Below are 22,698 nucleotides of genomic sequence, written 5' to 3' on the forward strand. Positions count from 1 at the left end.
AGACAGGGTCTCGAGGCAGGGTCTCGGGGCGGGACCCCTCGCCTCAGCGGCTCGGCTCCTCCATGGGCCACGGGCCGAGCGGGTCCTTGATGACGTGGCCTTCGCCGTCGCGGAGCGGACCGTGGTCCGAGGCGTCCCCGACCTTGTGGACGCGCAGGGAGTTCGTGGATCCCGCCTTGCCCGGAGGCGAGCCCGCGGCGATGACCACGAAGTCCTCGCGGGAGGCGAGGCTGTCCCGCATGAGGTGCTCGTCCACCTGCTCCACCATGTCGTCCGTGTGGGTCACCATGTCCACGAGCACCGGGTTGATGCCCCAGAGCAGCGTCATGGTGTTGAGCGTGGACGTCACCGGCGTGTACGCGTAGACCGGCTGGCCGGGGCGCAGGCGGGAGATCCGGCGCGCCGAGTCGCCCGTCTGGGTGAACGCGCAGACGTACCGCACGTTGAGCTGGTCCGCGATCTCCACGGCCGCGCGGGTGATGGCGCCGCCGCGGGTTCGGGGCGTCGATCCGAGGGGACGGATGCGGTCCAGTCCGTGCTCCTCGGTCGAGGCGATGATGCGGGCCATCGTCTTGACCGTCTCGATCGGGTAGGCGCCCACGCTCGTCTCGCCCGAGAGCATGACGGCGTCCGCGCCGTCGAGCACCGCGTTGGCGCAGTCGGAGGCCTCGGCGCGCGTGGGACGCGGATTGTCGATCATCGACTCGAGCACCTGCGTGGCCACGATGACCGGCTTGGCCCAGCGGCGGGCCAGCTCGATGGCCCGCTTCTGCACGAGCGGCACGTCCTCGAGCGGCAGCTCCACGCCGAGATCGCCGCGAGCCACCATGATCGCGTCGAACGCGTCCACGATCTCCTCGAGGGCGTCCACGGCCTGGGGCTTCTCGATCTTGGCGATGGTGGGGATGCGGCGCCCCTCCTCGTCCATGATCTCGTGGACGCGGCGGATGTCCGCGGCGGAGCGGACGAAGGAGAGGGCCACCATGTCCACGCCCTGGCGGAGCGCCCAGCGGAGGTCCTCCTCGTCCTTCTCCGACAGCGCGGGGACGTTGACGGCGACGCCCGGCAGGTTGATGCCCTTGTTGTTGGAGACGCTGCCCGGCACCGTCACCTCGGTGACGACCTCCGTGTCGCTGACGCGGACGGCCCGGAGGGCCACCTTGCCGTCGTCGATGAGGAGCGTGTCCCCCACGTTGACGTCCTGCGGGAGCCCCTTGAACGTCGTCGAGCAGATCTCCCGCGTGCCGGGGACGTCCTCGGTGGTGATGGTGAAGACGTCGCCGGCCTCGAGGTGGTGCGGGCCGTCGATGAACCGGCCGAGCCGGATCTTGGGGCCCTGGAGGTCGGCGAAGATGCCCACCGGCCGGCGAAGCTCCTCCGAGGCGCGGCGGACGTTCTCATAGGTGTTCGCATGGACCGAGTAGTCGCCGTGGCTCATGTTCATGCGGGCCACGTTCACGCCCGCCTTGATCACGGCGAGCGTGTTCTCATAGCTGGAGATCGAGGGGCCGAACGTTGCGACGATCTTCGCGCGTCTCATGGATCACTTCGACTTTCTTGTCTCGTACGTGCGGCCCTCAGTAGGAGATGGCCGCGTCGGTCGGTGCGACTGGGGCTGGAAGCTGGGTGGGCTCGTCCATGAGCCACTGGTCGATCGCCGCGGCCGCAGAGCGTCCTTCGGCGATGGCCCACACGATGAGCGACTGTCCCCGTCCGGCGTCTCCGGCGGCGAAGACGCCCGGTGTGGACGTCATGTAGTACCCGTCACGAGCCACGTTGCTGCGCGAGTCAAAGTCCAGGCCGAGCTGCTCGTCCAGTCCGGACGGCTCGGGGCCTGTGAATCCGAGGGCGAGGAAGACCGCGTCAGCCGGGATGACCTTCTCGGTGCCCTCCTTGGGGCGACGGCCTCCGTCGGTGTACTCGGTCTCTGCGACCTTGAGCCCGGTGAGCCGTCCGTCCTCTCCCACGAACTCTACCGTAGAGGCCAGGTACGTCCGCTCGCCACCCTCTTCATGGGCGCTCGCCACCTCGAAGAGTGTGGGGTACATGGGCCAGGGCTGGTGAGCGGGGCGCTCGGCCGGCGGCTGCTTCCCGATGGCCAGCGTCGTCACGGAGGCGGCCTTCTGCCGGTGCGCCGTTCCGATGCAGTCCGCGCCCGTGTCGCCGCCGCCGAGGATGACCACGTGCTTGCCCTCCACGTCGATGGCCGGGGCCTCCGCGCGGCCGGCCACGTGGCGGTTGACGGGCACGAGGTAGTCCATGGCGAAGTGCACGCCCTCGAGCTCCCTCCCCGGGATGGGCAGGTCTCGCGGGCGGGTGGCGCCGGTGGCGACGAGGACCGCGTCGTTCGCCTGCCGCAGCTGGGTCCAGGAGATGTCCGTCCCCACCTCCACCGAGTGGCGGAACCGCGTCCCCTCCTCCCGCATCTGAGCGAGCCTCGCGTCCAGGATGTGCTTCTCGAGCTTGTAGTCCGGGATTCCGTAGCGCGCCAGACCGCCGAACTGGTCCTCCCGCTCGTAGACGACGACGGTGTGCCCCGCCCGCGTCAGCTGCTGGGCCGCGGCGAGCCCTGCCGGGCCGGAGCCGACGACGGCGACGCGCTTCATCGTGGAGCGCGCCGGGGGCTCCGGCACGAGCCCCACGCGGTCCGTGAGGTGGTCCGCCAGCTCGGCCTCGACCTGCTTGATGGTCACGGCCGGCTGGTTGATGCCGAGCACGCACGAGGTCTCGCACGGGGCCGGGCAGAGCCGTCCCGTCAGCTCCGGGAAGTTGTTCGTCGCGAGGAGGCGCTGGGCCCCCTCGTCCATGCGGTCCCGGTAGACGAGGTCGTTGAACTCGGGGATGAGGTTGCCGAGCGGACACCCCTGGTGGCAGAACGGCACGCCGCAGTCCATGCAGCGGCTCGCCTGCTCCCGGAGGACCGCCGGATCCTGCTTTTCGTACACGTCTTTGAAGTCCAGGATGCGCACGGGAACAGGCCGGCTGGGCCGGGGCCTGCGCTCGGTGTGCTTCATGAAACCGCGGGGATCAGCCATGGGCCACCTCCAGGATCTTGGACCACGTCTCGTGGCCGTCGGGGTCGATGCCCTGCGCCTCGGCCTCCTCGCGGAGCGAGCGGACGCGGGCGAAGTGGGCCGGGGTCACCTGGGTCAGGCGCTCCAGCGCCGCCGGCCAGTCGGCCAGCAGCTCGGCGGCTCTGGCGGAGCCGGTGACCCGACGGTGCTCTTCGACAAGAGCGCGGACGCGCTCGGGCTCCTGGACGGGGCCGAGCGTGAGCTCGCCGCCTGCGAGGGCCTGGGCGTTGAACGCCCGCTCGTCGGCATCGAGGAGGTACGCGACGCCCCCGGAGAAGCCCGCGCCGAAGTTCCGGCCCGTCGTGCCGAGGATGACAGCCTCTCCCCCGGTCATGTACTCGCAGGCGTGGTCCCCCACGCCCTCGACGACGGCGCTCGCACCCGAATTCCTCACGAGGAACCGCTCGCCGACCGTCCCGGACAGGAACATCTGCCCGCTCGTGGCCCCATATCCCACCACGTTGCCGGCGATGACGTTCTCCGCCGCTTCGAAGCCGGGTCCGGCATCGGGGCGGATGGCGATGCGGCCGCCCGAGAGGCCCTTGCCGGTGTAGTCGTTGGCGTCTCCGGTGAGGGAGATCTCCACCCCGGCCGGCAGGAACGCGCCGAGCGACTGGCCGGCCTGGCCGTTTAGCTCGAGACGGATGGTCCCCGCCTCCAGCTCGTCGACGCCGAAGGCCTTGGTCACCTCGTGGCCCAGCATCGTGCCGACGGCCCGGTCCGTGTTGACCACGGTCCGCTCGATGACCACGGGCTCTCTCCGCGAGAGGGCCGGCTCGGCCTCGCGGATGAGCTCGGCGTCGAGATGGCTCTCCAGGTCATGGTCCTGCGGCCGGCGGTTCCGCAGCGACTGGTCTGTGTCCACGTCCGGCACCGCGAGAATCCCCGAGAGGTCCAGCCCCTCCGTCTTGTAGTGGTCGATCGCCGGGCGGAGGTTGAGCGCCTCCGCATGGCCGATCGCCTCATCGAGCGAGCGGAAGCCGAGCGAGGCGAGGTGCTCCCGGACCTCCTCGGCGATGTACTCGAAGAACGTGACCACGTGCTCTGCCTTGCCCGAGTACCGGGCCCGCAGAACGGGGTTCTGGGTGGCCACGCCCACCGGGCACGTGTCCAGGTGGCAGACACGCATCATGACGCATCCGGAGACGACGAGCGGCGCCGTCGCGAACCCGAACTCCTCGGCGCCGAGGAGGGCCGCGATGATCACGTCTCGGCCCGTCTTCAGCTGGCCGTCCACCTGGACGACAACCCGGTCCCGGAGCCCGTTGAGCAACAGCGTCTGCTGCGTCTCGGCGAGGCCCAGCTCCCACGGGGCGCCAGCGTGCTTGAGGGAGTTCATGGGCGAGGCGCCTGTTCCGCCGTCGTGCCCCGAGACGAGCACGACGTCCGCCTTCGCCTTCGTCACGCCCGCCGCCACGGTGCCGATGCCGACCTCGGAGACGAGCTTGACGTGCACGCGCGCCGAGGGGTTGGCCCGCTTGCAGTCGTAGATGAGCTGGGCGAGGTCCTCGATCGAGTAGATGTCGTGGTGCGGCGGCGGCGAGATGAGTCCCACGCCCGGCGTCGAGTGACGGGTGCGGGCCACCCAGGGGTAGACCTTCTGCGCCATGAGCTGGCCGCCCTCGCCCGGCTTGGCGCCCTGGGCGAGCTTGATCTGGATGTCGTCCGCGTGGGTGAGGTACATGCTCGTCACGCCGAAGCGCCCCGAGGCCACCTGCTTGATGGCGCTGCGGCGCTCCGGGTCGAGCAGGCGCTCCACGTCCTCGCCGCCCTCGCCCGTGTTGGACTTGCCGCCGAGGCGGTTCATGGCGATCGCGAGCGTCTCGTGCGCCTCCTGGGAGATCGAGCCGTAGCTCATGGCACCCGTGCTGAAGCGCTTGACGATCGAGCTGACCGGCTCGACCTCCTCGAGCGGCACCGGCTCCCGGTCCGGGTCGAACCCGATGAGCCCGCGGAGCGTCTTCAGCTCCGCGGACTGCTCGTCCACGGCCCGCGTGTACGTCTGGAAGACGTCGTACTTCCTCTCCCGCGTGGAGTGCTGCAGGCGGAAGATGTTCTCCGGGCTGAAGAGGTGCGGCGGCCCCTCGCGGCGCCACTGGTACTCGCCGCCCACCTCGAGCGCGCGGTGCGGCTGCTCGATGCCGTCGAGCGGATACGCCCGGGCGTGCCGCTCCGCCGTCTCCCGGGCGATGACGTCCAGCCCGATGCCGGAGAGCTGCGAGACCGTGCCGTGGAAGAACTCGTCCACGAGCGGCTGGCCGAGGCCCAGCGCCTCGAACGTCTGGGCGCCCGTGTACGAGGCCACCGTGGAGATGCCCATCTTGGACATGATCTTGAGGACGCCCTTGCCCAGGGCGTAGATGAGGTTGCGGACGGCCTCCTCCGCGCTGACTCCCTGGACGTCTCTCGCCCGGACGAGCTCCTCGGCCGACTCCATCGCGAGGTACGGGTTGACCGCCGAGGCGCCGTAGCCGATGAGCAGGGCGCAGTGGTGCACCTCGCGGACGTCTCCGGCCTCCACGAGCAGGGACGTCTTGGTCCGGTTGGCGCTCTTGAGCAGGTGGTGGTGCACGGAGGAGCAGAGCAGCAGGCTCGGGATCGGGGCCCACTGTGCGTTCGAGTCGCGGTCCGAGAGGATGATGTGCTCCACCCCGCGGTTGATCGCCGCGCTGACCTTCTCGTTGATCTCGCGCAGACGCGCGCGCAGCTCGGCCTCCCCGCCCGCCGGACGGTAGAGCCCGCGGACGGTCAGGGCCCGCTTCGAGCCGTCCTCGTGCGTCTGCGCCGCGACCTTGGCCAGCTGGTCGTTGTCGATGATCGGGAAGTCCAGCCGGATGTGCCGGGCGCTCACGCGATCCCGGGAGAGCAGGTTGCCGTCCGGGCCCACGGAGGTGCCGAGGCTCGTCACGAGCTCCTCGCGGATCGAGTCCAGCGGCGGATTGGTCACCTGGGCGAAGGACTGGACGAAGTAGTCGAAGAGCAGCCGCGGCCGCTTCGCGAGCACGGCGATGGGAGTGTCCGTGCCCATGGCGCCGAGCGGCTCGGCGCCCTTGGCGGCCATCGGGCCCACGAGCAGCCGCAGCTCCTCCTGCGTGTATCCGAAGGTCTGCTGGCGCTTGAGCACGGACTCGCGCGTGGGCATGACGTGCTCGCGCTCCGGGAGGTCCGCCAGGGCCACGGTGTTCCGCGAGGCCCACTCGGCCCACGGCTGCGCGCTCGCGGCGGCGTCCTTGACCTCGGAGTCGGGAACGATGCGCCCCTCCTCCGTGTCCACGAGGAACATCATCCCGGGCTTGACGCGGCCCTTCTCCACCACGCGCTCGGGCTCCACGGCGACGACGCCGACCTCCGAGGCGAGCACGACGAGGCCGTCCTCGGTCACCCAGTAACGGGCCGGGCGCAGGCCGTTGCGGTCGAGGACCGCCCCCACGAGCCGCCCGTCCGTGAACGAGATGGCCGCGGGCCCGTCCCACGGCTCCATGAGCATGGAGTGGTACTCGTAGAACGCCTTGCGGTCCTCGGGCATCGTGGCGTGGTTCTCCCACGCCTCGGGGACCATCATCATGACGGCCTCGGTGATGGGCCGTCCGGCGAGGGTCAGCAGCTCAGCCACCTCGTCGAACGAGGCCGAGTCCGAGGCCCCCGGCGTGCAGATGGGATACAGCTCCTCCGGCACCTCCCCGAGGAGCGGAGAGGACATCATGGCCTGACGGGCCCGCATCCAGTTGCGGTTCCCCTTGATCGTGTTGATCTCCCCGTTGTGGGCGATCTGGCGGAACGGCTGCGCCAGCGGCCAGCTCGGGAAGGTGTTGGTGGAGAAGCGCGAGTGCACGACGGCGAGCCGCGTGGCGAACCGCTCGTCCGTCAGATCCGGATAGAAGTCCCCCAGCTGAGCAGTGGTGAGCATCCCCTTGTAGACGATCGTGTCCGGGGAGAAGGAGGGGAAGTACACACCGAGGCGGTTCTGCGCCCGCTTGCGCACCCGGAACGCCTTGGCCTTGAGCGACTGGCCCGGTGCGGCCTCGGGGCTCCCGCCCCCGGACGCGAGGGGACCCCCGGAACCGGCGGCAAGCGCTGGGTCTGCCACGAAGACCTGCGCCATGCGCGGCATCGCCGAACGGGCCATGGCGCCCACGATCTCCTCGCGACGGGGGACGTCACGCCAGCCGAGCACCGAGAGGCCCTCGGCCTCCGCCAGCTCCTCGAAGCCCTGCCTGGCCGCCGCCTCGTCCGCGTCAGACTGAGGGAGGAAGGCGATGCCCACGGCATACGACCCGCAGGGAGGCAGGGAGAAGTCCGTGACGGCCTCGAAGAACGAGTGCGGGATCTGGGTGAGGATGCCGGCACCGTCGCCCGTGCCCTCGTCCGCGCCGACCGCGCCGCGATGCTCGAGGGCACGGAGGGCGGAGAGGGCGTGGCGGACGATCTCGTGGCTCGCCTCCCGATTCAGGGTGGCGATGACCGCGAGTCCGCAGGCGTCCTTCTCCTGCGCCGGGTCGTAGAGGCCCTGGGCCTTCGGAAATGCTGAGAACGCCTCGAAGGGATTCTTCATCTCTGCATCCTTCCCCCGAAGGACGCGCTGCGGCCCCCGGAAACGGTAAGCACGAGGGCAACGCCGACCTCATTGCGCCGAGGACGCTCCTCGGCAGGCTCGCGGGTGTGGGCCCGCTCACCAGGGCACCAGGCTACCAACGGGTCACATCGCGACACCGCTGCGTCCGCGATGTGGGCATGCCGTGATGTGCACAGCCGCCGTGCGGAAATCGAGCCTGGCCTTCGGGAATCAGACCTTGTCAATCAGACCTTGTCGTCGAGCACGATCCCCCGTGAGCGCGCCCGCTCGAAACGGGAGAAGGGAGACCCGGCCTCGAGTGAGGTCCGCTCCTCCTCGAGCGCCTCCTCGCGCGCCTCCGGGGAGTGGGAGCCGTGCGAGGCAGCGGACGCGAGCCGTCCGGCATCCCGCCGCTCGCGGCGCGTCCTCCGGACGGTGACGAGGAAGCCGACCAGCCCGATGAGGAAGATGAGCACGGCGGCCCACGAGTTGATGCGATCGTCGATGCCGAGGACGGTCAGGTGCACGGCCGGGTCGATCCGGATGTGCTCCACGAGGTACCGGCCAAAGGAGTAGACCATGACGTACAGCCAGAACGCGCTGCCGTGCCGGAAGCGCAGCCTCCGGTCCAGGAGGACGATGAAGAGGGCGCCGGCGAGGTTCCACAGCATCTCGTAGAGGAACGTCGGGTGGAAGAGCGTGTCGGCGGGCAGGCCTGCCGGGAAGTTGGGGCTGGCCGGATCGATCCTGAGGCCCCACGGCAGGGTGGTCGGGCCGCCGAAGAGCTCCTGGTTGAACCAGTTCCCCCACCGGCCCATCGCCTGGGCGACGAGGAGGCCGGGGGCCGCGGCGTCCGCGAACGCGCTCATCTTCAGCCCCGACCGCCGGCAACCGATCCACGCCCCCACCGCGCCCAGGGTGATGGCGCCCATGATCGCCAGGCCGCCCTCCCAGATCTTGAAGACGTCGCTGAGGTCCTTGCCGGGGCCGAAGTAGTCGGGCCAGTGCGAGACGACGTGATAGGCCCGTCCCCCGATGATGCCGAACGGGACGCACCACATCCCGAGGTCGTACACCACCTCGGGGTTCACTCCGCGGGCCCGCAGGCGCCGGGCCGTGATCCAGAGCGCCAGGACGATCCCGACGATGATGCAGAGCGCGTAGAAGTGGATGCGCAGCGGGCCGACGTTGAAGCCGTTGACGCCGGGCGAGGGAATCGCGGCGAGGAGCATGTCGCGAGGTTCTCCTAAGAGTCGTTCCGAGTCTCGGAGGCGGGCGCGCGCCGCGTCCCCTCCGCGAGGTCTGCGGCGAGGGCGCCCACGGCCTCGGGTCCGCCGTCGCGCAGGGCGGCGACCAGCGCCGTGCCCACGATGACGCCGTCCGCGTAGGCGCCGATCTCGGCGACGTGGCCGGCGTTGGACACGCCGAGGCCCACGCAGACCCGCTCCGCACCGGCCTCTCGGGCGCGCTCCACGACGCGCTCCGCGGCGTCCGAGACGTCCTCCCGGGCGCCGGTGACGCCCATGATCGAGACCGCGTAGACGAAGCCGCGCGTGGCAGCCACCGTGGACTTCATCCGCTCCGGAGTCGAGGACGGCGCAACGAGGAACACGCGCTCGAGGCCGTGGCGGTCGCTCGCCTCCATCCACTCCTCTGCCTCGTCCGGGATGAGGTCCGGGGTGATGAGCCCGGCTCCGCCCGCCTCGGCCAGGGCCTTGGCGAACGCGTCCACGCCGAACTGGACCACGGGGTTCCAGTACGTCATGACGAGCACGGCGGCGTCGGTCTGCTCGCGGATCCCCCGGACCACGTCGAAGACGCTCTTGACGCGGAACCCGCCCTTGAGGGCCGCCGTCGTCGCCGCCTGGATGACCGGGCCGTCCATGACCGGGTCGGAGTACGGGATCCCGATCTCGATGATGTCGGCGCCGCCGCGGGCGAGTTCGACGCCCGCCCGGATCCCGGTCTCCACGTCGGGGAAACCGGCCGGGAGGTAGCCGACGAGGGCCGAGCGCCCGTCCGCCTTCGCCGCGTCGATCCGCGACGCGGCCGTCACCTGCTGTGGGCTCATGCCTCTTCCCCGTCCTTCATCTGGGCGATCTCGCCCTGCTCGTCCAAGATGCCGAAGTACTGCCCGGCGGTGTGCACGTCCTTGTCCCCGCGGCCCGAGAGGCTCACGACGACGATGCGCGACTCGGGATCCGGCTCCTCCGCGAGGCGGTGTCCGACCTTGATGGCGCCGGCCAGCGCGTGGGCGGACTCGATGGCCGGGATGATGCCCTCGGTCTTGCAGAGGAGGGAGAAGGCCTCCATCGCCTCCGCGTCGGTGATCGGCTCATAGACGACCCGGCCGATCGAGGCGAGGTAGGAGTGCTCCGGGCCGACGCCCGGGTAGTCCAGACCCGCGGAGATCGAGTGGGACTCGACGGTCTGGCCGTCCTCGTCCTGCATGAGGAAGGAGCGCGCCCCGTGGAGGACACCGGGACGGCCGAGGGTGATGGTGGCGGCGTGGCGTCCGGTCTCCACACCGTCGCCGCCGGCCTCCTGGCCGTAGAGCTTCACCGACTCGTCGTCGAGGAAGCCGTGGAAGATGCCGATCGCGTTGGAGCCTCCTCCGACGCACGCGCAGACCGCGTCCGGCAGGCGGCCTGTGAGGTCGAGGATCTGCTCGCGGGTCTCCTCCCCGATGACCTCGTGGAAGTAGCGGACCATCGCGGGGAACGGGTGCGCGCCCGCGGCCGTGCCGAGGACGTAGTGCGTAGTGTCCACGTTGGCCACCCAGTCCCGCAGCGCCTCGTTGATGGCGTCCTTGAGCGTGCGCGAGCCGATCTCGACGGGGACCACCTTGGCTCCGAGGAGCTGCATGCGCGCCACGTTGAGGGCCTGGCGCTCTGTGTCCTCGGCCCCCATGTAGACGACGCACTCGAGGCCCATGAGCGCTGCAGCGGTGGCCGTCGCCACGCCGTGCTGGCCCGCGCCCGTCTCAGCGATGACGCGGCTCTTGCCCATCCGCTTGGCGAGGAGGACCTGGCCGATGACGTTGTTGATCTTGTGCGATCCGGTGTGGTTGAGATCCTCGCGCTTGAGAAACACCCGCACGCCGCCCGCGTGCTGGGCGAACCGGGGCGCCTCGGTTAGCATCGAGGGGCGCCCCGAATACTCGCGGTTCAGCCGGTGGAGCTCCTCGACGAACTCAGAGTCCTCCTTGGCCTCCTCGAACGTCTGAGTCAGCTCCTCGAGCGCGGCGATGAGCGACTCCGGCATCCAGCGGCCGCCGAACTCGCCGAAATAGGGGCCGGGCGCCTGCCGCAGCGAGCCGCTGGGAACGGTCTGAGCTTCTTCCATGGTGCGCTCCTTGATGGGCGGTGTTCACGCTGCTCTCCGTTCTCCGGGAACGGGGCGGCGTCAGGGATGAGAGACGGAGACCCGGCGGAACTCCCGGACGGTCTCCTCGGGCTGGGCGTGCTTGACGAGCGCCTCTCCCACGAGCACGGCATTGGCGCCCTGGGCCCCGAAGGCCTCGACGTCATGCAGGCCCGACACGCCGGACTCGGCCACCTTGACGACCGATTCCGGGAGGCCGCTGGCCAGACGCTCGTAGACGGAGAGGTCCACCTCGAGGGTCTTGAGGTTGCGGACGTTGACGCCCACGATCTCGGCGCCGAGCTCCGCTGCCCGCTCGACCTCCGCCTCGGTGTGGGCCTCGACGAGAGCCCTCATGCCGAGGCTGCGAGCCAGCTGGTGGAAGTCCCTCAGCTGCACCTCGTCCAACGCGGCCACGATGAGCAGGACGAGGTCCGCCCCGTGTGCGCGCGCCTCGAGGAACTGGTACTCGTCCACCATGAAGTCCTTGCGCAGGACGGGGAGGTCCACCGCGGCCCGCACGGCGTCCAGGTCGTCGAGCGACCCGCCGAAGCGGCGCTCCTCCGTGAGGACCGAGACCACGTTGGCTCCGCCTCGCTCGTAGGCCGCGGCGAGCTCGGCCGGTGCCGGGATGTCCGCGAGAGCCCCCTTGGACGGGGACTTCCGCTTGACCTCGGCGATGACGTGCATGAGGTCCGGGCCGTCAGCGCGGAGGGCCGCGAGGGCGTCGCGCGCCGGCGGCTGGTCAGCGATCCGCTGCTCCAGCTGGGCGGCAGAGACCGACGAACGGCGCCGCGCGAGGTCCTCGCGGACGCCGTCGACGATCGAGTCGAGAACGCTCATGCCGGGGAGGCGGCTCAGTGGCCGCTGTGGGTGAGCTTGTGGCCGTTGACGCCGTAGCCCGCCTTCTTCATGACGATGCCGACGACGACGCCGAGGCCCATGACCGCGATGCCGATCCAGAAGAGCATCGCGTTCGCAAGGCAGAAGGCCACGGATGCGATGCCCGCGCCGATCATCATGATGAAGACGAGGGTCCACGCCGCCGGGCTGTTGCCGTGTCCGACGGGCTCAGCATGGATGTTCTGGCTCATGGTGTCCTTTCGAGTGGCGTCCTCGACGCTCAAGAGTCTTCTCCTCCAATTGTGCCACTCACGCGGGCCTCCGGGTGACAGCAGGGACCAGTCCCCCGACGTTTCGCGCCGCGGGAGCGGCTAGGCCGTGGGATCGTCGCCCCGGGTGAGATCGTCCCAGTCGTCGATCGACTGGGCCTGCCTGGACCCCGCCGCCCGGCTTCCGCGCTGAACGGCCTCTCGCCTGTCCTCGGCACTGCCGCCCTGGCCGCCGCGCTCTCTCACGCGACCCGAGGACGAGCCGGGCTCCGGCTCCACGGAGTCCCCCGTGGCCGAGCCAGCGGTCTGGTCCTGGGGCGCCGCCTGGTACTTGGCCGTCACGGTCCACCGGCGGCTCATGACGAGCACGGCCAGCGCGAGCAGGGCCCCGAGAGCCGCCGTCGCCCCTGCGACCGCGGGCCAGGCGGTGACCTGTGCCGTCGCCCCGGACGTCTCGCCGGAGAGGCCGATGCGCTCCGCGATCTTCGTCGAGGCGGCCGCCGTCGGATCCCCGATGACGACGAACGCCAGGGCGGAGGCGATGCCGAGCGAGACGGCCACGAGAGCGAGCGAGACCGTCCTCGCGATCCGCCCCGCAACGGCCGAGGCCACCGAGGCGGCCATGGCGACGACGGCGAGGGCCGTGATCGGCCGCGAGGCGTCCGTCCCGGCGACCGTCAGCGCCTTCTGCGTCACGCCCGTGTCCGGGAGGCGCACATTGACCCAGGTCTGCGTGGCCATGAGGAGCACCGCCGCGGCGACGGCCGTCAGCAGGAGGATGCTGCGCCCTTTGGTCATTCCCGTTCTCCCTTCACGGCCTCGAGCTCTCTGGAGGTGAAGCAGGTGCGAGTGCCCGTGTGGCACGCTGCTCCCACCTGGTCCACCTCGACGAGGAGCGCGTCGCCGTCGCAGTCGATCGAGACGCTCTTGACCCACTGGACGTGGCCGGAGGTGTCCCCCTTGCGCCAGTACTCCTGGCGGGAGCGGGAGAAGAACGTCACGCGGCTCGTGGTCAGGGTGCGGCGCAGGGCCTCCTCGTCCATCCATCCGAGCATGAGGACCTCCCGCGTGTCGAACTGCTGGACGACGGCGGCGACCAGGCCCTGCTCGTCCCGCTTGAGGCGCGCCGCGATCGCCGGGTCCAGGGGCTCCTGCTCCTCTGGGGTCACGTGCCGCTCCCGGCCCGCCGGACCGCGAACCCCGCCTCGTGGAGGGCCTGCTTGACGTCCGCGACCATGCCGTCGGGTCCGAAGTGGAAGACGCTCGCCGCGAGCACGGCGTCGGCTCCCGCCTGGACAGCGGCCGGGAAGTGAGACGGCTCGCCTGCACCGCCCGAGGCGATGATCGGGACGGAGACCGCTGCGCGGAACGCGGCGATCATCTCGGTGTCGAATCCGCTCCGGGTTCCGTCCGCGTCGATGGAGTTGAGGAGGATCTCCCCCACCCCGCGCCGCTCGGCCTCGACGGCCCATTCGACCGCGCAGCGGCCCGTCCCCTCGCGTCCGCCCTTGACGGTGACCTCGAAGCCGGACGGCGTGTCCGCGCTGCGGCGGACGTCGAGCGAGAGGGTGAGCACCTGCGAGCCGAACCGGCGCGAGATCTCGTCGATGAGCTCTGGCCGGCGCACCGCGGCGGTGTTCACAGACGCCTTGTCTGCACCCGCCCGGAGCAGGCGGTCCACGTCCTCGGCAGAGCGGACTCCTCCGCCGACGGTCAGGGGGATGAAGACCTCCCCGGCCGCGCGGTGGACCACCTCGTACATCGTGTCCCGTTCCTCCGTGGAGGCCGTCACGTCCAGGAAGGTCACCTCGTCGATGCCGAGGCGGCCGTAGCGCTCCGCGAGCTCCACGGGATCCCCCGCGTCCCGGAGGTTCTCGAAGTTGACGCCCTTGACCACGCGGCCGGCGGCGACGTCGAGGCAGGCGATGACCCGGACGGCCACGCCGGACCGGGGCGGGCTCTGAGCTGCTGTCTTCTGCGTCATGTCAGTGCTTCTGCTTCATGTCAGTGCGTCCGGTGCCCGGTCAGATGCGGCACGCGTGGATGGGCGTGACGAGGATGGCCCGTGCGCCCGCGGCGTAGAGGGCGTCCATGATCTGGTTGGTGTCCTTGCGCAGCACCATGGAGCGGACAGCGGACCAGTTGCGGTCCTGGAGCGGCGAGACCGTGGGCGACTCCAGCCCCGGGGTGAGCTTCGTGGCGGCCTCGAGGCTGTCGTTGTGGACGTCGTAGTCCAGCATGACGTACTGCTGGGCCACGAGGACGCCCTGCAGGCGGCGCAGCATGACGCCCACCTGCTCGGAGTCAGCGGTCTCGGGCCGGGCGATGACGATCGCCTCCGAGTCCAGAATCGACTCTCCGAACACGCACATTCCGGCGGCGCGCAGCGTGTTGCCCGTCTCGACGACGTCCGCGATCGCATCGGCCACGCCGAGCTTGATCGAGGACTCGACGGCGCCGTCGAGCCGGACGATGCTCGCAGAGATGCCCTGCTCATCGAGGTGCCGGCGCAGGATGTGCTCGTAGCTCGTGGCGATCCGCGCTCCCTCCAGCTCGTCCGCCGAGCTGAAGCGGCCTTCCGGCGCGGCGAAGCGGAAGGAGGAGCGGCCGAAGCCGAGCGGCATGACCTCCTCCGCGCGGACCTCCGCGTCCTTGAAGAGGTCGCGCCCGGTGATCCCGAGGTCCAGGATGCCCTGGCCCACGTACACGGCGATGTCCCGCGGGCGCAGGAAGAAGAACTCGACGTCGTTCTCCGGGTCGTGGAGCACGAGCTCCCGGCGGTCCCGGTTCTGGCGGTACCCCGCCTCGCGGAGCATGGACGAGGCCTTCTCGGAGAGGGCCCCCTTGTTCGGAACGGCTACTCGCAGCATGGGTGTCGACTCGCTCTCGGGCTCAGAGGTACGCGTACACGTCATCGAGGGTCTTGCCCTTCGCGATGACCATGCACTGCAGGTGGTACAGCAGCTGGGAGGCCTCTTCGAGGAAGGCCTCCTCGGACTCGTGCTCGGCGGCCATCCACGTCTCGGCGGCCTCCTCGACGAGCTTCTTGCCGATGAAGTGGACGCCGGCGTCCAGCTCGCGAACGGTTCCCGACCCCTCGGGCCGCTCAGCGGCCTTCCTGCTGAGCTCCTGGAACAGGGACTCGAATGTCTTCTTGCCCATCGCGCTCCTAGGCCAGCTTCTTCAGGGCGACGGCGGTCTCAAGGGCGGCGGCCATGGCCTCGTATCCCTTGTCCTCCCGGCTGTCCTCGAGCCCTGCCCGGTCCAGGGCCTGCTGCTCGTTGTCCACGGTGAGCACGCCGAACCCGACGGGCTTGCCGGCGTCGAGGGCCACGCGGGTGAGGCCGTCCGTGGCGGCGTTGCAGACGTACTCGAAGTGAGGCGTGCCTCCGCGGATCACGACGCCGAGCGCGACGACGGCGTCGTACCGGCGCAGCAGCGCGGAGGCGAGGACGGGCAGCTCGAAGGCGCCGGGGGCCCGGTAGAGGTCGGCGCTCAGGCCCGCGTCCTCGGCGCCCCGCCGAGCGCCGGCGATGAGGCCGTCCATGACCTGCGCATGCCAGGTGCCCGCCAGGATCGCCACCTTGACGCCCAGGGCGTCCTCGGAGAGTTCGGTCAGGTCTGCTGCGGGCGCGCCGTGCGATGCCATGCAGGGCTCCTTTGCGGTGTTCGTCGGGTGTGAGCGGGCTTCGGCCCGGTTTCGAGCTTAGAGGTTCGGCAGGTCGTGCCGCATGCGCTCGGCCTTCGTGCGAAGGTAGCGCTCATTCTCCGGACGCGCCCCCACGAAGCACGGACGAGTCCCCGCCACGCGGATTCCCAGCTGAGAGAGCTGCTCGGTCTTGTCCGGATTGTTGGTGATGAGCGTGATGTCCGTCAGGCCCAGGGCGTGCAGGATGGCCGCGGTGTTCGCGTAGTCCCGGGCGTCCGCGGGGAAGCCCAGCCGCACATTGGCGTCCAGGGTGTCCATGCCCTCGTCCTGCAGGGCGTAGGCGCGGAGCTTCTCGAAGAGGCCGATCCCCCGCCCCTCGTGTCCGCGGACGTAGACCACGGTGCCGCCGAACTCGCGGATCATGCCGAGGGAGGCTGCGAGCTGCTCGCCGCAGTCGCACCGGTGAGAGCCGAACACGTCCCCCGTGAGGCACTCGGAGTGCACGCGGACGAGCGGCGGTGCGGGCTCGACCCCTTCAGGAGCGGGAGCGGTGACCGTCATGTGCTCGGTGCCGTCCTCCTGCCGCCAGCCGATCGCCTCGAACACGCCGAACCGCGTCGGCAGCGCGACCGTCTCGGTGCGCGTCACCCGCGGCAGGCCGGGATGCTCGGCGGGGCGAGGCGCGGCGAGCCGCTCCGCGGGCTCGGTCCGCTCGCGATAGCGGACCAGGTCCTCGATCGAGATGAGCGGCAGGCCGTGGAGATCGGCGAACTCCCGCAGCTGCGGCAGGCGCATCATCCGGCCCTCGTCGTCGTTCAGCTCGGCGATGACCGCCACCGGCTCGCGGCCCGCGAGCCGGGCGAGGTCGATCGACGCCTCCGTGTGGCCGCGCCGCGTGAAGACGCCTCCCTCCGAGCCGCGCAGGGGGAACATGTGGCCGGGACGGGAGAGCGCCGTCGCCGTCGACCCGGGATGCGCGAGCGCTCGCGCGGTGAGCGCGCGGTCATGGCCGCTGATCCCCGTGCTGACGCCCTCGGCGGCGTCGCACGAGACCGTGTAGGCCGTGCCCTTCTTGTCCTCGTTGCGCTCCACCATCGGCGGCAGCCCGAGCAGGTCCGCGCGCTCGGCGGGCATGGGCACGCAGAGAACCCCGGACGTGTACCGGATCATGAAGCCCATGGTCGCCTCGGTGACGGCGTCCGCGGCCACGATGATGTCGCCCTCGTTCTCGCGGTCCAGGTCGTCGACGACGACGACCATCTCGCCCCTGCGCATCGCCTCGACGGCGTCCTCCACGGAGTCGAGGAGGATGTCGTCGTTCAGCGGCTCGTCGGTCACGTCACTCTCGTTCTGTCGTGGTGCGGGGGCCCCGCTCCGGGGCATCGGCTCCGGCACGGGCGAAGGCAAGGAGGCGCTCGGCGTACTTCGCCAGAACGTCAACCTCTAGGTTAACTGCGTTTCCCGCCTCGAGTGCACCGAGGCCCGTCTCCTCGAGCGTGGCAGGGATGAGCCCCACCTCGAACCAGGGCTCGGGATCGCCCGGATCGGAGACGCCGGTCACGGTCAGGGAGACCCCGTCCACCGCGATCGACCCCTTCGTGGCCAGGTACGGGGCGAGCCGCGGGGGAAGGCTGAAGCGCAGGAGGTCCCAGCGGCCTTCGCGCGTCCTGGAGACCAGGGCCCCCACGCCGTCCACATGGCCCTGGACAACGTGCCCGTCGAGGTGGCCGCCCGGCGCGACGCACCGCTCGAGGTTGACGAGGTCACCGGGCTGGCGCTCCCCCGTGGTGGTGAGCCGGAGCGTCTCCCCGATGGCGACGGCGCTGAAGCGCCCGCCCTCGACGGACGTGGCCGTGAGGCACACGCCGTTGACGGCGACAGACCCGCCGAGGGGCAGCCCCTCGACGGACCCCGGGGCCTCCACGGTGATGGCAGCGGTGTCCGAGAGCGGGTCGGGGACGACGCTCACGACGCGTCCCCGCTCAGTCACGATTCCGGTGAACATGGGTCTTCCTCACTTCTCATGCGCGGTGGGGTCTTGGGCGGGCGGGGCTGGGCTGGCGGGTCCGCCTCGGTCCGGGCTGTCCAGCGTCTGCGAGCGGAGCAGAACGTCCGGGCCGATGCGCTCGACGCTCTCGAGGACCATCCGGTCCGCGTCTGACAGGCTCGCCGCGGCTGTACGGGCTGAAGCTGCGCGCCCGCCCGGAATGAGCATCGGGGCCAGGTAGTGCCAGGTCTCGTCGACCAGGCCGGCATCGAGAAACGCACCCAGCAGCTGCGGGCCGCCTTCGAGCATCACATGCTCCGCTCCCTCTGCGGCCAGCACGCGGAGGGCTTCGCGCGGGTCTCTCGTCCGCACGTGGCGGAAGCGCCCGTCCTCTCCGCGGATCGCCGCGCCGGCGGGTACCTCGCGGAGGCCGACGGCGACGCGCAGGGGCTGCCGCACCGCGTCGTCGCCGTCGTCCTCCCTGGCGGTCAGCCTCGGGTTGTCCGCGAGGACCGTGCCCGTGCCCACCAGGATCGCGTCCACACGTCTGCGCAGCGACTGGGCGTGACGGCGCGACTCCTCGGAGGTGATCCACTGGCTCGAGCCGTCCGCGGCCGCCATCGCGTAGTCGAGGGAGGTGGCGAGCTTGGCCGTCACGAAGGGCCGGCCTTCCGACATGCGCAGGCTCCATCTGCGGTTGAGGCGCTCCGACTCGGCCTCGAGCAGCCCTGCGGTCACCTCGAGTCCTGCGTGCCGGAGCGCTTCCGCCCCGCCGCGGGCCTGAGGGGTGCGGTCTGGTGCGGCATACACAAGCGAGCCGAGGCCTGCTTCGACGACGGCCTCGCTGCAGGGGCCCGTCCTGCCGGTGTGGTTGCACGGCTCCAGGGTGACCAGCATCCGCGCGCCGCGGAGATCCTCTCCCCTGCGGGCTGCGTCCGCGATGGCGGTGGGCTCGGCGTGGGGCGTTCCTGCGCCGTGATGCCAGCCCTCGCCGAGGATGCGCCCGTGGGGATCTGCGATGACAGCACCCACACGCGGGTTGGCCCCGGCTGGGCCGCGCGCCGCCAGCTCGAGGGCCCGCCTCATGAGCCGCTCGTCCTCTGGGAGGAAGGTCACGCCAGTCCGCCGCGAGCCGCATTCGCTGCGGAGCGCAGCTCCTTCACAGCCGAGTCGGGGTCGTCCGCTCCGTAGACGGCGCTTCCGGCCACGAAGCTCGTGGCCCCCGCCTCGGCGAGGCGGGCGATGGTCTCCGCGCTGACGCCACCGTCCACCTGGACGGCGATCCCCCGGCCCTCAGCCGCGCGAGCGGCCTCCCGGATCTTGGGGATGACCGACTCGATGAGGGGCTGCCCCCCGAACCCGGGCTCCACCGTCATGACGAGCAGCATGTCCAGCTCGTCGAGGACAGGCAGGAACGGGCGCAGGTCCGTGGTGGGCTTCAGAGCCATGGCGGACCTCGCGCCGGCCTTCCTCAGCTCGCGGGCGAGCCTGAGCGGCGCCTTGGCGGCCTCGGCGTGGAACGTGACGGAGTGTGCGCCTGCTTCTGCGTAGCGGGGCGCCCATGTGTCCGCGTCCTCGATCATGAGGTGGACGTCCAGCGGCAGCGGACTGACAGCGGCCAGCCGCTCTACGACCGGAAGTCCGAGCGTGAGGTTGGGGACGAAATGCTGGTCCATGACGTCCACGTGCACCGCGTCCGCCGACTGGATCCGCGCAAGCTCCTCCGCGAGCCGGGTGAAGTCCGCCGAGAGGATGCTGGGATGGATCGTGCTCTTCAGCACTTCACTGCTCTGCGTCATGCGCGGTCTCCTTGGTCAGCAGGGACATGAACATGGCGTCCGTTCCGTGGCGGTGCGGCCACAGCTGGGCGTCCAGTCCGTCTTCGACGCCGTCGAAGAGCGGCTTCAGGGCCACCCGCTCGAGCGCTTCCCGCGCAGAGAGGCGCCGCAGCGTCATCCCCTGCTCGCGGTACGAGCCGAGGACATCGTCCACCACTGCCCGCGTCTCCGCCGGGTGAGGCGAACAGGTCACGTAGGCCACCACGCCTCCGGGCTTGACGGCGGCGAGCGCGGACTCGAGGATCTCGCGCTGCAGCGGCCCGAGCTCGGCGATGTCGTGGGGAGAGCGCCGCCAGCGCGACTCAGGGCGGCGGCGGAGGGCCCCGAGGCCCGAGCAGGGCACGTCGACGAGCACACGGTCATACTCGTTCGGGAGGATCCCGCCGATCTCCCGCGCGTCTCCCACGCGAATCCGCCAGACGCCCGGGTCCACAGGGCCGAGGGCCCGCTCCACGAGGTCCGCTCTGTGCTCCTGGGGCTCGTTCGCGTCAAGATAGCCTCCCGTGGCCTCCGCGAGGGCGGCCAGCAGGGCGGCCTTGCCTCCGGGGCCAGCGCAGGCGTCCAGCCAGGTCTCCGGCTCCCCCGCGCCCTCGGGAGAGCTGGAGACAGGCGCCGCGGCCAGAGCCCGCGCCACCAGCTGAGACCCCGCGTCCTGGACTCGGACGACTCCCTCGGCAACGCTCCGGAGACGGCCGACGTCCCCGTGGGACATGAGGGCGCTGGACTCAACCAGATCCCCGGGCTCGGCGCCGGCGTCCAGGGCTTCGTCCAGCGTTCCGAGCCCGGGCAGCGCCACGAGGCTGACTGCGGGGGCCGCGTTGTCCGCCTCGAGCAGGGCCGGGAGCTCGTCCGGCTGGCAGCCGTGCACGGAGAGCGACTGCCGAAGGGCCCTCACGATCCACTCCGGGTGGGCGAACTCGACGCCGAGCGCGGCCGCCTCGCTCGGCGCCTTCGCCTCAAGCAGCGTCAGCCAGTCCTCTCGGCTCGTCTCGCTCACCCGGCGCAGAACGGCGTTGGCGAAGCCGGACGGGCCGGCTCCGATCTGCTCCCGCACGAGCGCCACCGTCTCCGAGAGGGCGGCGTGGTGCGGAACGCGCATGTTGAGAAGCTGATGGGCGCCGAGCCGCAGCGCGTTGACGATCGAGGGGTCCACATCCTCAAGGGGACGGTCAATGCACTCCGCCAGGATCTGGTCATAGGTGCCAGACCACCTCAGGGAGCCGTAGGTGAGCTCAGTGGCGAGGCCGGCGCTGCGCCGGTCCAGCCGGTTCCTGCGAATCCGCGAGGGGAGCACGAGGTTCGCATACGCGTCATCCCTGCTCACCGCCTCGAGCACTTCGAAGGCGGTCAGCCTGGCCGGGTCCGCAGTCCGCCGACGGGCCGAGGGCGCCTGCGCTGAGAAGTGCCGCTCGCCTCCCCGGTTGCGAGTGCGTCCCTTGTCATTCCGGCGCACGTTCTCCTGGCTCATGACGTCAACCTCACGTTTTCCCCGCGTCCCGCCTGCACTCCTCGCAGCCAGTCCTTCGCGGACATCTCTTTCTTTCCAGCCGGCTGGACGCGTTCGACGACGAGGGCGCCGTCGCTGAATGCGATGGCGATCCCTCGCTCATGGGCCGTGACCGACCCCGGCGGGACAGCGGCGCCTCCGCCCGAGGGTGCGCCGCGCTCAACGCCGCAGACCTTCGCGATCTTGAACTTCTCGCCGTTGAGCCGCATCCACGGCCCGGGGGCCGGCGTGGTGCCGCGTGCACGGGAGAAGGCCTCGGCCGCGGACGTCCCAGGGTCAAGCAGTCCGTCCTGCGCCGTGAGCTTCGGCGCGTACTCGGACGCTGGCTCCTCGTCCTGCTCCTCCCCTGAGTCCGCGAGGGACCGGTCCTCCGACAGCGAGAGCAGGAAGCGGACGGCGAGAGCGCTTCCCTCTGCGGTGAGCCGCTCCAGCAGCTCTCCCGCGCTCTCGGCGGGGCCCACGGGAGTCTCCCAGGTGCCGAGCACAGGTCCGGTGTCCAGGCCTTCGTCGATCCGGAAGAGGGTGACGCCCGTCTTCTCCCGCTCGCGGATCAGCGCCCACTGGACAGGAGCGGCGCCCCGGAGATCTGGCAGCAGGGAGTAGTGGAGGTTGTACCAGCCGAGCGGAAGGGCTCCGAGAGCGTCCCTCCGAAGCATGGCCCCGTACGCGACGACGAGCGAGGCATCCGCTTCCAGGGACCGGACCTGCTCGAGAACGTCAGCCGTCAGCCGATTGGCCTTGATCACGGGGAGGCCGAGCGACTCTGCGGTCTGGGCCACCGGAGAAGGGGTCAGCACCCGTTTGCGTCCCACCGGGGCGTCCTCGCGCGTCAGCACGCCGACGAGGACAGCGGTGTCTTCATGCCCCTCGAGGGCAGATGAGACCTGGCGCAGGGACTCGGCGGCGTTGGCCGGAGTGCCCGCGAAGAGAATCCGGAGCGGAGTGCGGCTCATTTCCCAGCTCCCTTCACTCCGAAAGCGGATCCCTGAGCGGCCAGGCCGGACCCGAAGGCGCTGGACGTCTGACGGGACCGCGATTCCGCAAGGCCCCGCCCTGCAGCCGAGTAGGCGGATGAGCGGAGTCTCCTCATGGCCTCCCTCTTCGCCTCGCCGCGGAGCCGGTCCACGAACAGGCGGCCCTCGAGGTGATCCGTCTCGTGCTGGAAGATGGTGCTCAGCAGGCCGTCCGCGACGATGTCCACGGCCGAGCCGTCCGACTGCACACCGGTGAGGCGGACCCGCTCTGCGCGTTCGACGACTCCTGAGATGTCGGGAACGGAGAGGCACCCTTCGCGGACCTCGTCTGCCCGGGTCTCTGAACCGAGCGTCTCGATCTGAGGGTTGATGCAGTGCCCGCGGTGCCCGGCATGGTCGTCATAGGTGAAGACCCGCAGACCCACCCCGATCTGTGGGGCCGCGAGTCCCACGCCGCTGACGGCGTCCATCGTCTCGAACATGTCTGCGAGCAGGCTCTCAAGACGCTCGCTGCCGGCCGGCACGGGCTCGGCGGCGGCGCGGAGGACGGGATCTCCCACAAGACGGATGGGCAGGACAGTCACGGTGTGCGGAACTCTCTGACTCTTCGACGGGCGTGTTTCTGGTGGCCTCGGCCGTCCA

The 22,698-nt window shown here is 70.6% G+C and carries 21 protein-coding genes; all 21 read right to left on the minus strand.

The features are described 5' to 3' along the window. Nucleotides 1–43 precede the first annotated feature (43 nt). The 21 genes from pyk to def all read right to left on the minus strand — a co-directional run bounded on the left by pyk (nucleotide 44) and on the right by def (nucleotide 22,640). Nucleotides 44–1,540 carry a pyruvate kinase gene (pyk, locus tag H9I38_RS02320; RefSeq protein ID WP_226337006.1) on the minus strand — a complete coding sequence of 499 codons (1,497 nt, stop codon included), beginning with the start codon at nucleotides 1,538–1,540 and terminating at the stop codon, nucleotides 44–46. A 37-nt stretch (nucleotides 1,541–1,577) separates the two neighbouring features. Next, nucleotides 1,578–3,035, minus strand: coding sequence for a glutamate synthase subunit beta (locus H9I38_RS02325; RefSeq protein ID WP_226337007.1), 1,458 nt, complete (start codon nucleotides 3,033–3,035; stop codon nucleotides 1,578–1,580). Beyond that, a complete protein-coding gene (gene gltB / locus H9I38_RS02330; protein ID WP_226337008.1) occupies nucleotides 3,028–7,626 on the minus strand; it encodes a glutamate synthase large subunit in 4,599 nt (1,532 codons plus the stop codon). The genes H9I38_RS02325 and gltB overlap by 8 nt, the downstream gene beginning before the upstream one ends. A gap of 245 nt (nucleotides 7,627–7,871) precedes the next feature. Then, complete coding sequence (gene lgt / locus H9I38_RS02335; protein WP_226337009.1) at nucleotides 7,872–8,858, minus strand: prolipoprotein diacylglyceryl transferase; 987 nt, start codon at nucleotides 8,856–8,858, stop codon at nucleotides 7,872–7,874. Between the two features lie 14 nt (nucleotides 8,859–8,872). Further along, a complete protein-coding gene (trpA, locus tag H9I38_RS02340) occupies nucleotides 8,873–9,697 on the minus strand; it encodes a tryptophan synthase subunit alpha (protein ID WP_226337010.1) in 825 nt (274 codons plus the stop codon). Then, nucleotides 9,694–10,971, minus strand: a complete 1,278-nt coding sequence (trpB, locus tag H9I38_RS02345; protein ID WP_226337011.1) for a tryptophan synthase subunit beta — start codon at nucleotides 10,969–10,971, stop codon at nucleotides 9,694–9,696. The genes trpA and trpB overlap by 4 nt, the downstream gene beginning before the upstream one ends. 60 nt (nucleotides 10,972–11,031) lie before the next feature. Further along, the gene (gene trpC / locus H9I38_RS02350; RefSeq protein WP_226337012.1) at nucleotides 11,032–11,832 is read right to left on the minus strand and encodes an indole-3-glycerol phosphate synthase TrpC; all 801 of its coding nucleotides are present in this window, start codon (nucleotides 11,830–11,832) and stop codon (nucleotides 11,032–11,034) included. A gap of 14 nt (nucleotides 11,833–11,846) precedes the next feature. After that, nucleotides 11,847–12,083, minus strand: coding sequence for an HGxxPAAW family protein (locus H9I38_RS02355; protein WP_226337013.1), 237 nt, complete (start codon nucleotides 12,081–12,083; stop codon nucleotides 11,847–11,849). A gap of 120 nt (nucleotides 12,084–12,203) precedes the next feature. Then, nucleotides 12,204–12,899 (minus strand): Trp biosynthesis-associated membrane protein, encoded by a 696-nt coding sequence (locus tag H9I38_RS02360; RefSeq protein ID WP_226337014.1) that lies wholly within the window; start codon nucleotides 12,897–12,899, stop codon nucleotides 12,204–12,206. Continuing rightward, nucleotides 12,896–13,270 carry a phosphoribosyl-AMP cyclohydrolase gene (hisI, locus tag H9I38_RS02365; protein WP_226337015.1) on the minus strand — a complete coding sequence of 125 codons (375 nt, stop codon included), beginning with the start codon at nucleotides 13,268–13,270 and terminating at the stop codon, nucleotides 12,896–12,898. The genes H9I38_RS02360 and hisI overlap by 4 nt, the downstream gene beginning before the upstream one ends. Beyond that, nucleotides 13,267–14,085 carry an imidazole glycerol phosphate synthase subunit HisF gene (gene hisF, locus H9I38_RS02370; protein WP_226337016.1) on the minus strand — a complete coding sequence of 273 codons (819 nt, stop codon included), beginning with the start codon at nucleotides 14,083–14,085 and terminating at the stop codon, nucleotides 13,267–13,269. Before hisF ends, hisI begins: the two co-directional genes overlap by 4 nt. 40 nt (nucleotides 14,086–14,125) lie before the next feature. Next, nucleotides 14,126–14,971 carry an ATP phosphoribosyltransferase gene (hisG, locus tag H9I38_RS02375; protein ID WP_226337017.1) on the minus strand — a complete coding sequence of 282 codons (846 nt, stop codon included), beginning with the start codon at nucleotides 14,969–14,971 and terminating at the stop codon, nucleotides 14,126–14,128. Nucleotides 14,972–14,993: 22 nt separating this feature from the next. Continuing rightward, nucleotides 14,994–15,263 carry a phosphoribosyl-ATP diphosphatase gene (locus tag H9I38_RS02380; RefSeq protein ID WP_226337018.1) on the minus strand — a complete coding sequence of 90 codons (270 nt, stop codon included), beginning with the start codon at nucleotides 15,261–15,263 and terminating at the stop codon, nucleotides 14,994–14,996. Nucleotides 15,264–15,270: 7 nt separating this feature from the next. Next, entirely contained in the window at nucleotides 15,271–15,750 is a 480-nt protein-coding gene (gene ribH / locus H9I38_RS02385; protein ID WP_226337019.1) for a 6,7-dimethyl-8-ribityllumazine synthase, read from the minus strand. Between the two features lie 57 nt (nucleotides 15,751–15,807). After that, on the minus strand, nucleotides 15,808–17,088 hold the full coding sequence (gene ribB / locus H9I38_RS02390; protein ID WP_226337020.1) for a 3,4-dihydroxy-2-butanone-4-phosphate synthase: 1,281 nt from the start codon (nucleotides 17,086–17,088) through the stop codon (nucleotides 15,808–15,810). A 1-nt stretch (nucleotide 17,089) separates the two neighbouring features. Then, nucleotides 17,090–17,755, minus strand: a complete 666-nt coding sequence (locus H9I38_RS02395; RefSeq protein ID WP_226337021.1) for a riboflavin synthase — start codon at nucleotides 17,753–17,755, stop codon at nucleotides 17,090–17,092. 9 nt (nucleotides 17,756–17,764) lie between these two features. Beyond that, a complete protein-coding gene (ribD, locus tag H9I38_RS02400) occupies nucleotides 17,765–18,853 on the minus strand; it encodes a bifunctional diaminohydroxyphosphoribosylaminopyrimidine deaminase/5-amino-6-(5-phosphoribosylamino)uracil reductase RibD (RefSeq protein WP_226337022.1) in 1,089 nt (362 codons plus the stop codon). Continuing rightward, nucleotides 18,850–19,536: a ribulose-phosphate 3-epimerase gene (gene rpe, locus H9I38_RS02405; RefSeq protein WP_226337023.1), complete on the minus strand. Its 687-nt coding sequence runs from the start codon at nucleotides 19,534–19,536 to the stop codon at nucleotides 18,850–18,852. Before rpe ends, ribD begins: the two co-directional genes overlap by 4 nt. Continuing rightward, the gene (locus tag H9I38_RS02410) at nucleotides 19,520–21,043 is read right to left on the minus strand and encodes an RsmB/NOP family class I SAM-dependent RNA methyltransferase (RefSeq protein WP_226337024.1); all 1,524 of its coding nucleotides are present in this window, start codon (nucleotides 21,041–21,043) and stop codon (nucleotides 19,520–19,522) included. Before H9I38_RS02410 ends, rpe begins: the two co-directional genes overlap by 17 nt. Further along, nucleotides 21,040–22,035 (minus strand): methionyl-tRNA formyltransferase, encoded by a 996-nt coding sequence (locus H9I38_RS02415; protein ID WP_226337025.1) that lies wholly within the window; start codon nucleotides 22,033–22,035, stop codon nucleotides 21,040–21,042. Before H9I38_RS02415 ends, H9I38_RS02410 begins: the two co-directional genes overlap by 4 nt. After that, the gene (def, locus tag H9I38_RS02420; RefSeq protein WP_226337026.1) at nucleotides 22,032–22,640 is read right to left on the minus strand and encodes a peptide deformylase; all 609 of its coding nucleotides are present in this window, start codon (nucleotides 22,638–22,640) and stop codon (nucleotides 22,032–22,034) included. The genes H9I38_RS02415 and def overlap by 4 nt, the downstream gene beginning before the upstream one ends. Nucleotides 22,641–22,698 lie beyond the last annotated feature (58 nt).

The organism is Arthrobacter sp. UM1 (assembly GCF_020483305.1).
GTDB lineage: Bacteria > Actinomycetota > Actinomycetes > Actinomycetales > Micrococcaceae > Falsarthrobacter.

Bases quoted from the DNA above. Each gene is read 5' to 3' on its own strand.
- H9I38_RS02360 (WP_226337014.1), bottom strand. From the start codon at position 12,899: ATGACCAAAGGGCGCAGCATCCTCCTGCTGACGGCCGTCGCCGCGGCG.
- trpC (WP_226337012.1), bottom strand. From the start codon at position 11,832: ATGAGCGTTCTCGACTCGATCGTCGACGGCGTCCGCGAGGACCTCGCG.
- H9I38_RS02415 (WP_226337025.1), bottom strand. From the start codon at position 22,035: ATGAGCCGCACTCCGCTCCGGATTCTCTTCGCGGGCACTCCGGCCAAC.
- hisG (WP_226337017.1), bottom strand. From the start codon at position 14,971: ATGCTGCGAGTAGCCGTTCCGAACAAGGGGGCCCTCTCCGAGAAGGCC.
- lgt (WP_226337009.1), bottom strand. From the start codon at position 8,858: ATGCTCCTCGCCGCGATTCCCTCGCCCGGCGTCAACGGCTTCAACGTC.
- H9I38_RS02410 (WP_226337024.1), bottom strand. From the start codon at position 21,043: ATGAGCCAGGAGAACGTGCGCCGGAATGACAAGGGACGCACTCGCAAC.
- H9I38_RS02325 (WP_226337007.1), bottom strand. From the start codon at position 3,035: ATGGCTGATCCCCGCGGTTTCATGAAGCACACCGAGCGCAGGCCCCGG.
- H9I38_RS02395 (WP_226337021.1), bottom strand. From the start codon at position 17,755: ATGTTCACCGGAATCGTGACTGAGCGGGGACGCGTCGTGAGCGTCGTC.
- H9I38_RS02355 (WP_226337013.1), bottom strand. From the start codon at position 12,083: ATGAGCCAGAACATCCATGCTGAGCCCGTCGGACACGGCAACAGCCCG.
- pyk (WP_226337006.1), bottom strand. From the start codon at position 1,540: ATGAGACGCGCGAAGATCGTCGCAACGTTCGGCCCCTCGATCTCCAGC.
- rpe (WP_226337023.1), bottom strand. From the start codon at position 19,536: ATGACGCAGAGCAGTGAAGTGCTGAAGAGCACGATCCATCCCAGCATC.
- trpA (WP_226337010.1), bottom strand. From the start codon at position 9,697: ATGAGCCCACAGCAGGTGACGGCCGCGTCGCGGATCGACGCGGCGAAG.
- H9I38_RS02380 (WP_226337018.1), bottom strand. From the start codon at position 15,263: ATGGGCAAGAAGACATTCGAGTCCCTGTTCCAGGAGCTCAGCAGGAAG.
- hisF (WP_226337016.1), bottom strand. From the start codon at position 14,085: ATGACGCAGAAGACAGCAGCTCAGAGCCCGCCCCGGTCCGGCGTGGCC.
- trpB (WP_226337011.1), bottom strand. From the start codon at position 10,971: ATGGAAGAAGCTCAGACCGTTCCCAGCGGCTCGCTGCGGCAGGCGCCC.
- ribH (WP_226337019.1), bottom strand. From the start codon at position 15,750: ATGGCATCGCACGGCGCGCCCGCAGCAGACCTGACCGAACTCTCCGAG.
- gltB (WP_226337008.1), bottom strand. From the start codon at position 7,626: ATGAAGAATCCCTTCGAGGCGTTCTCAGCATTTCCGAAGGCCCAGGGC.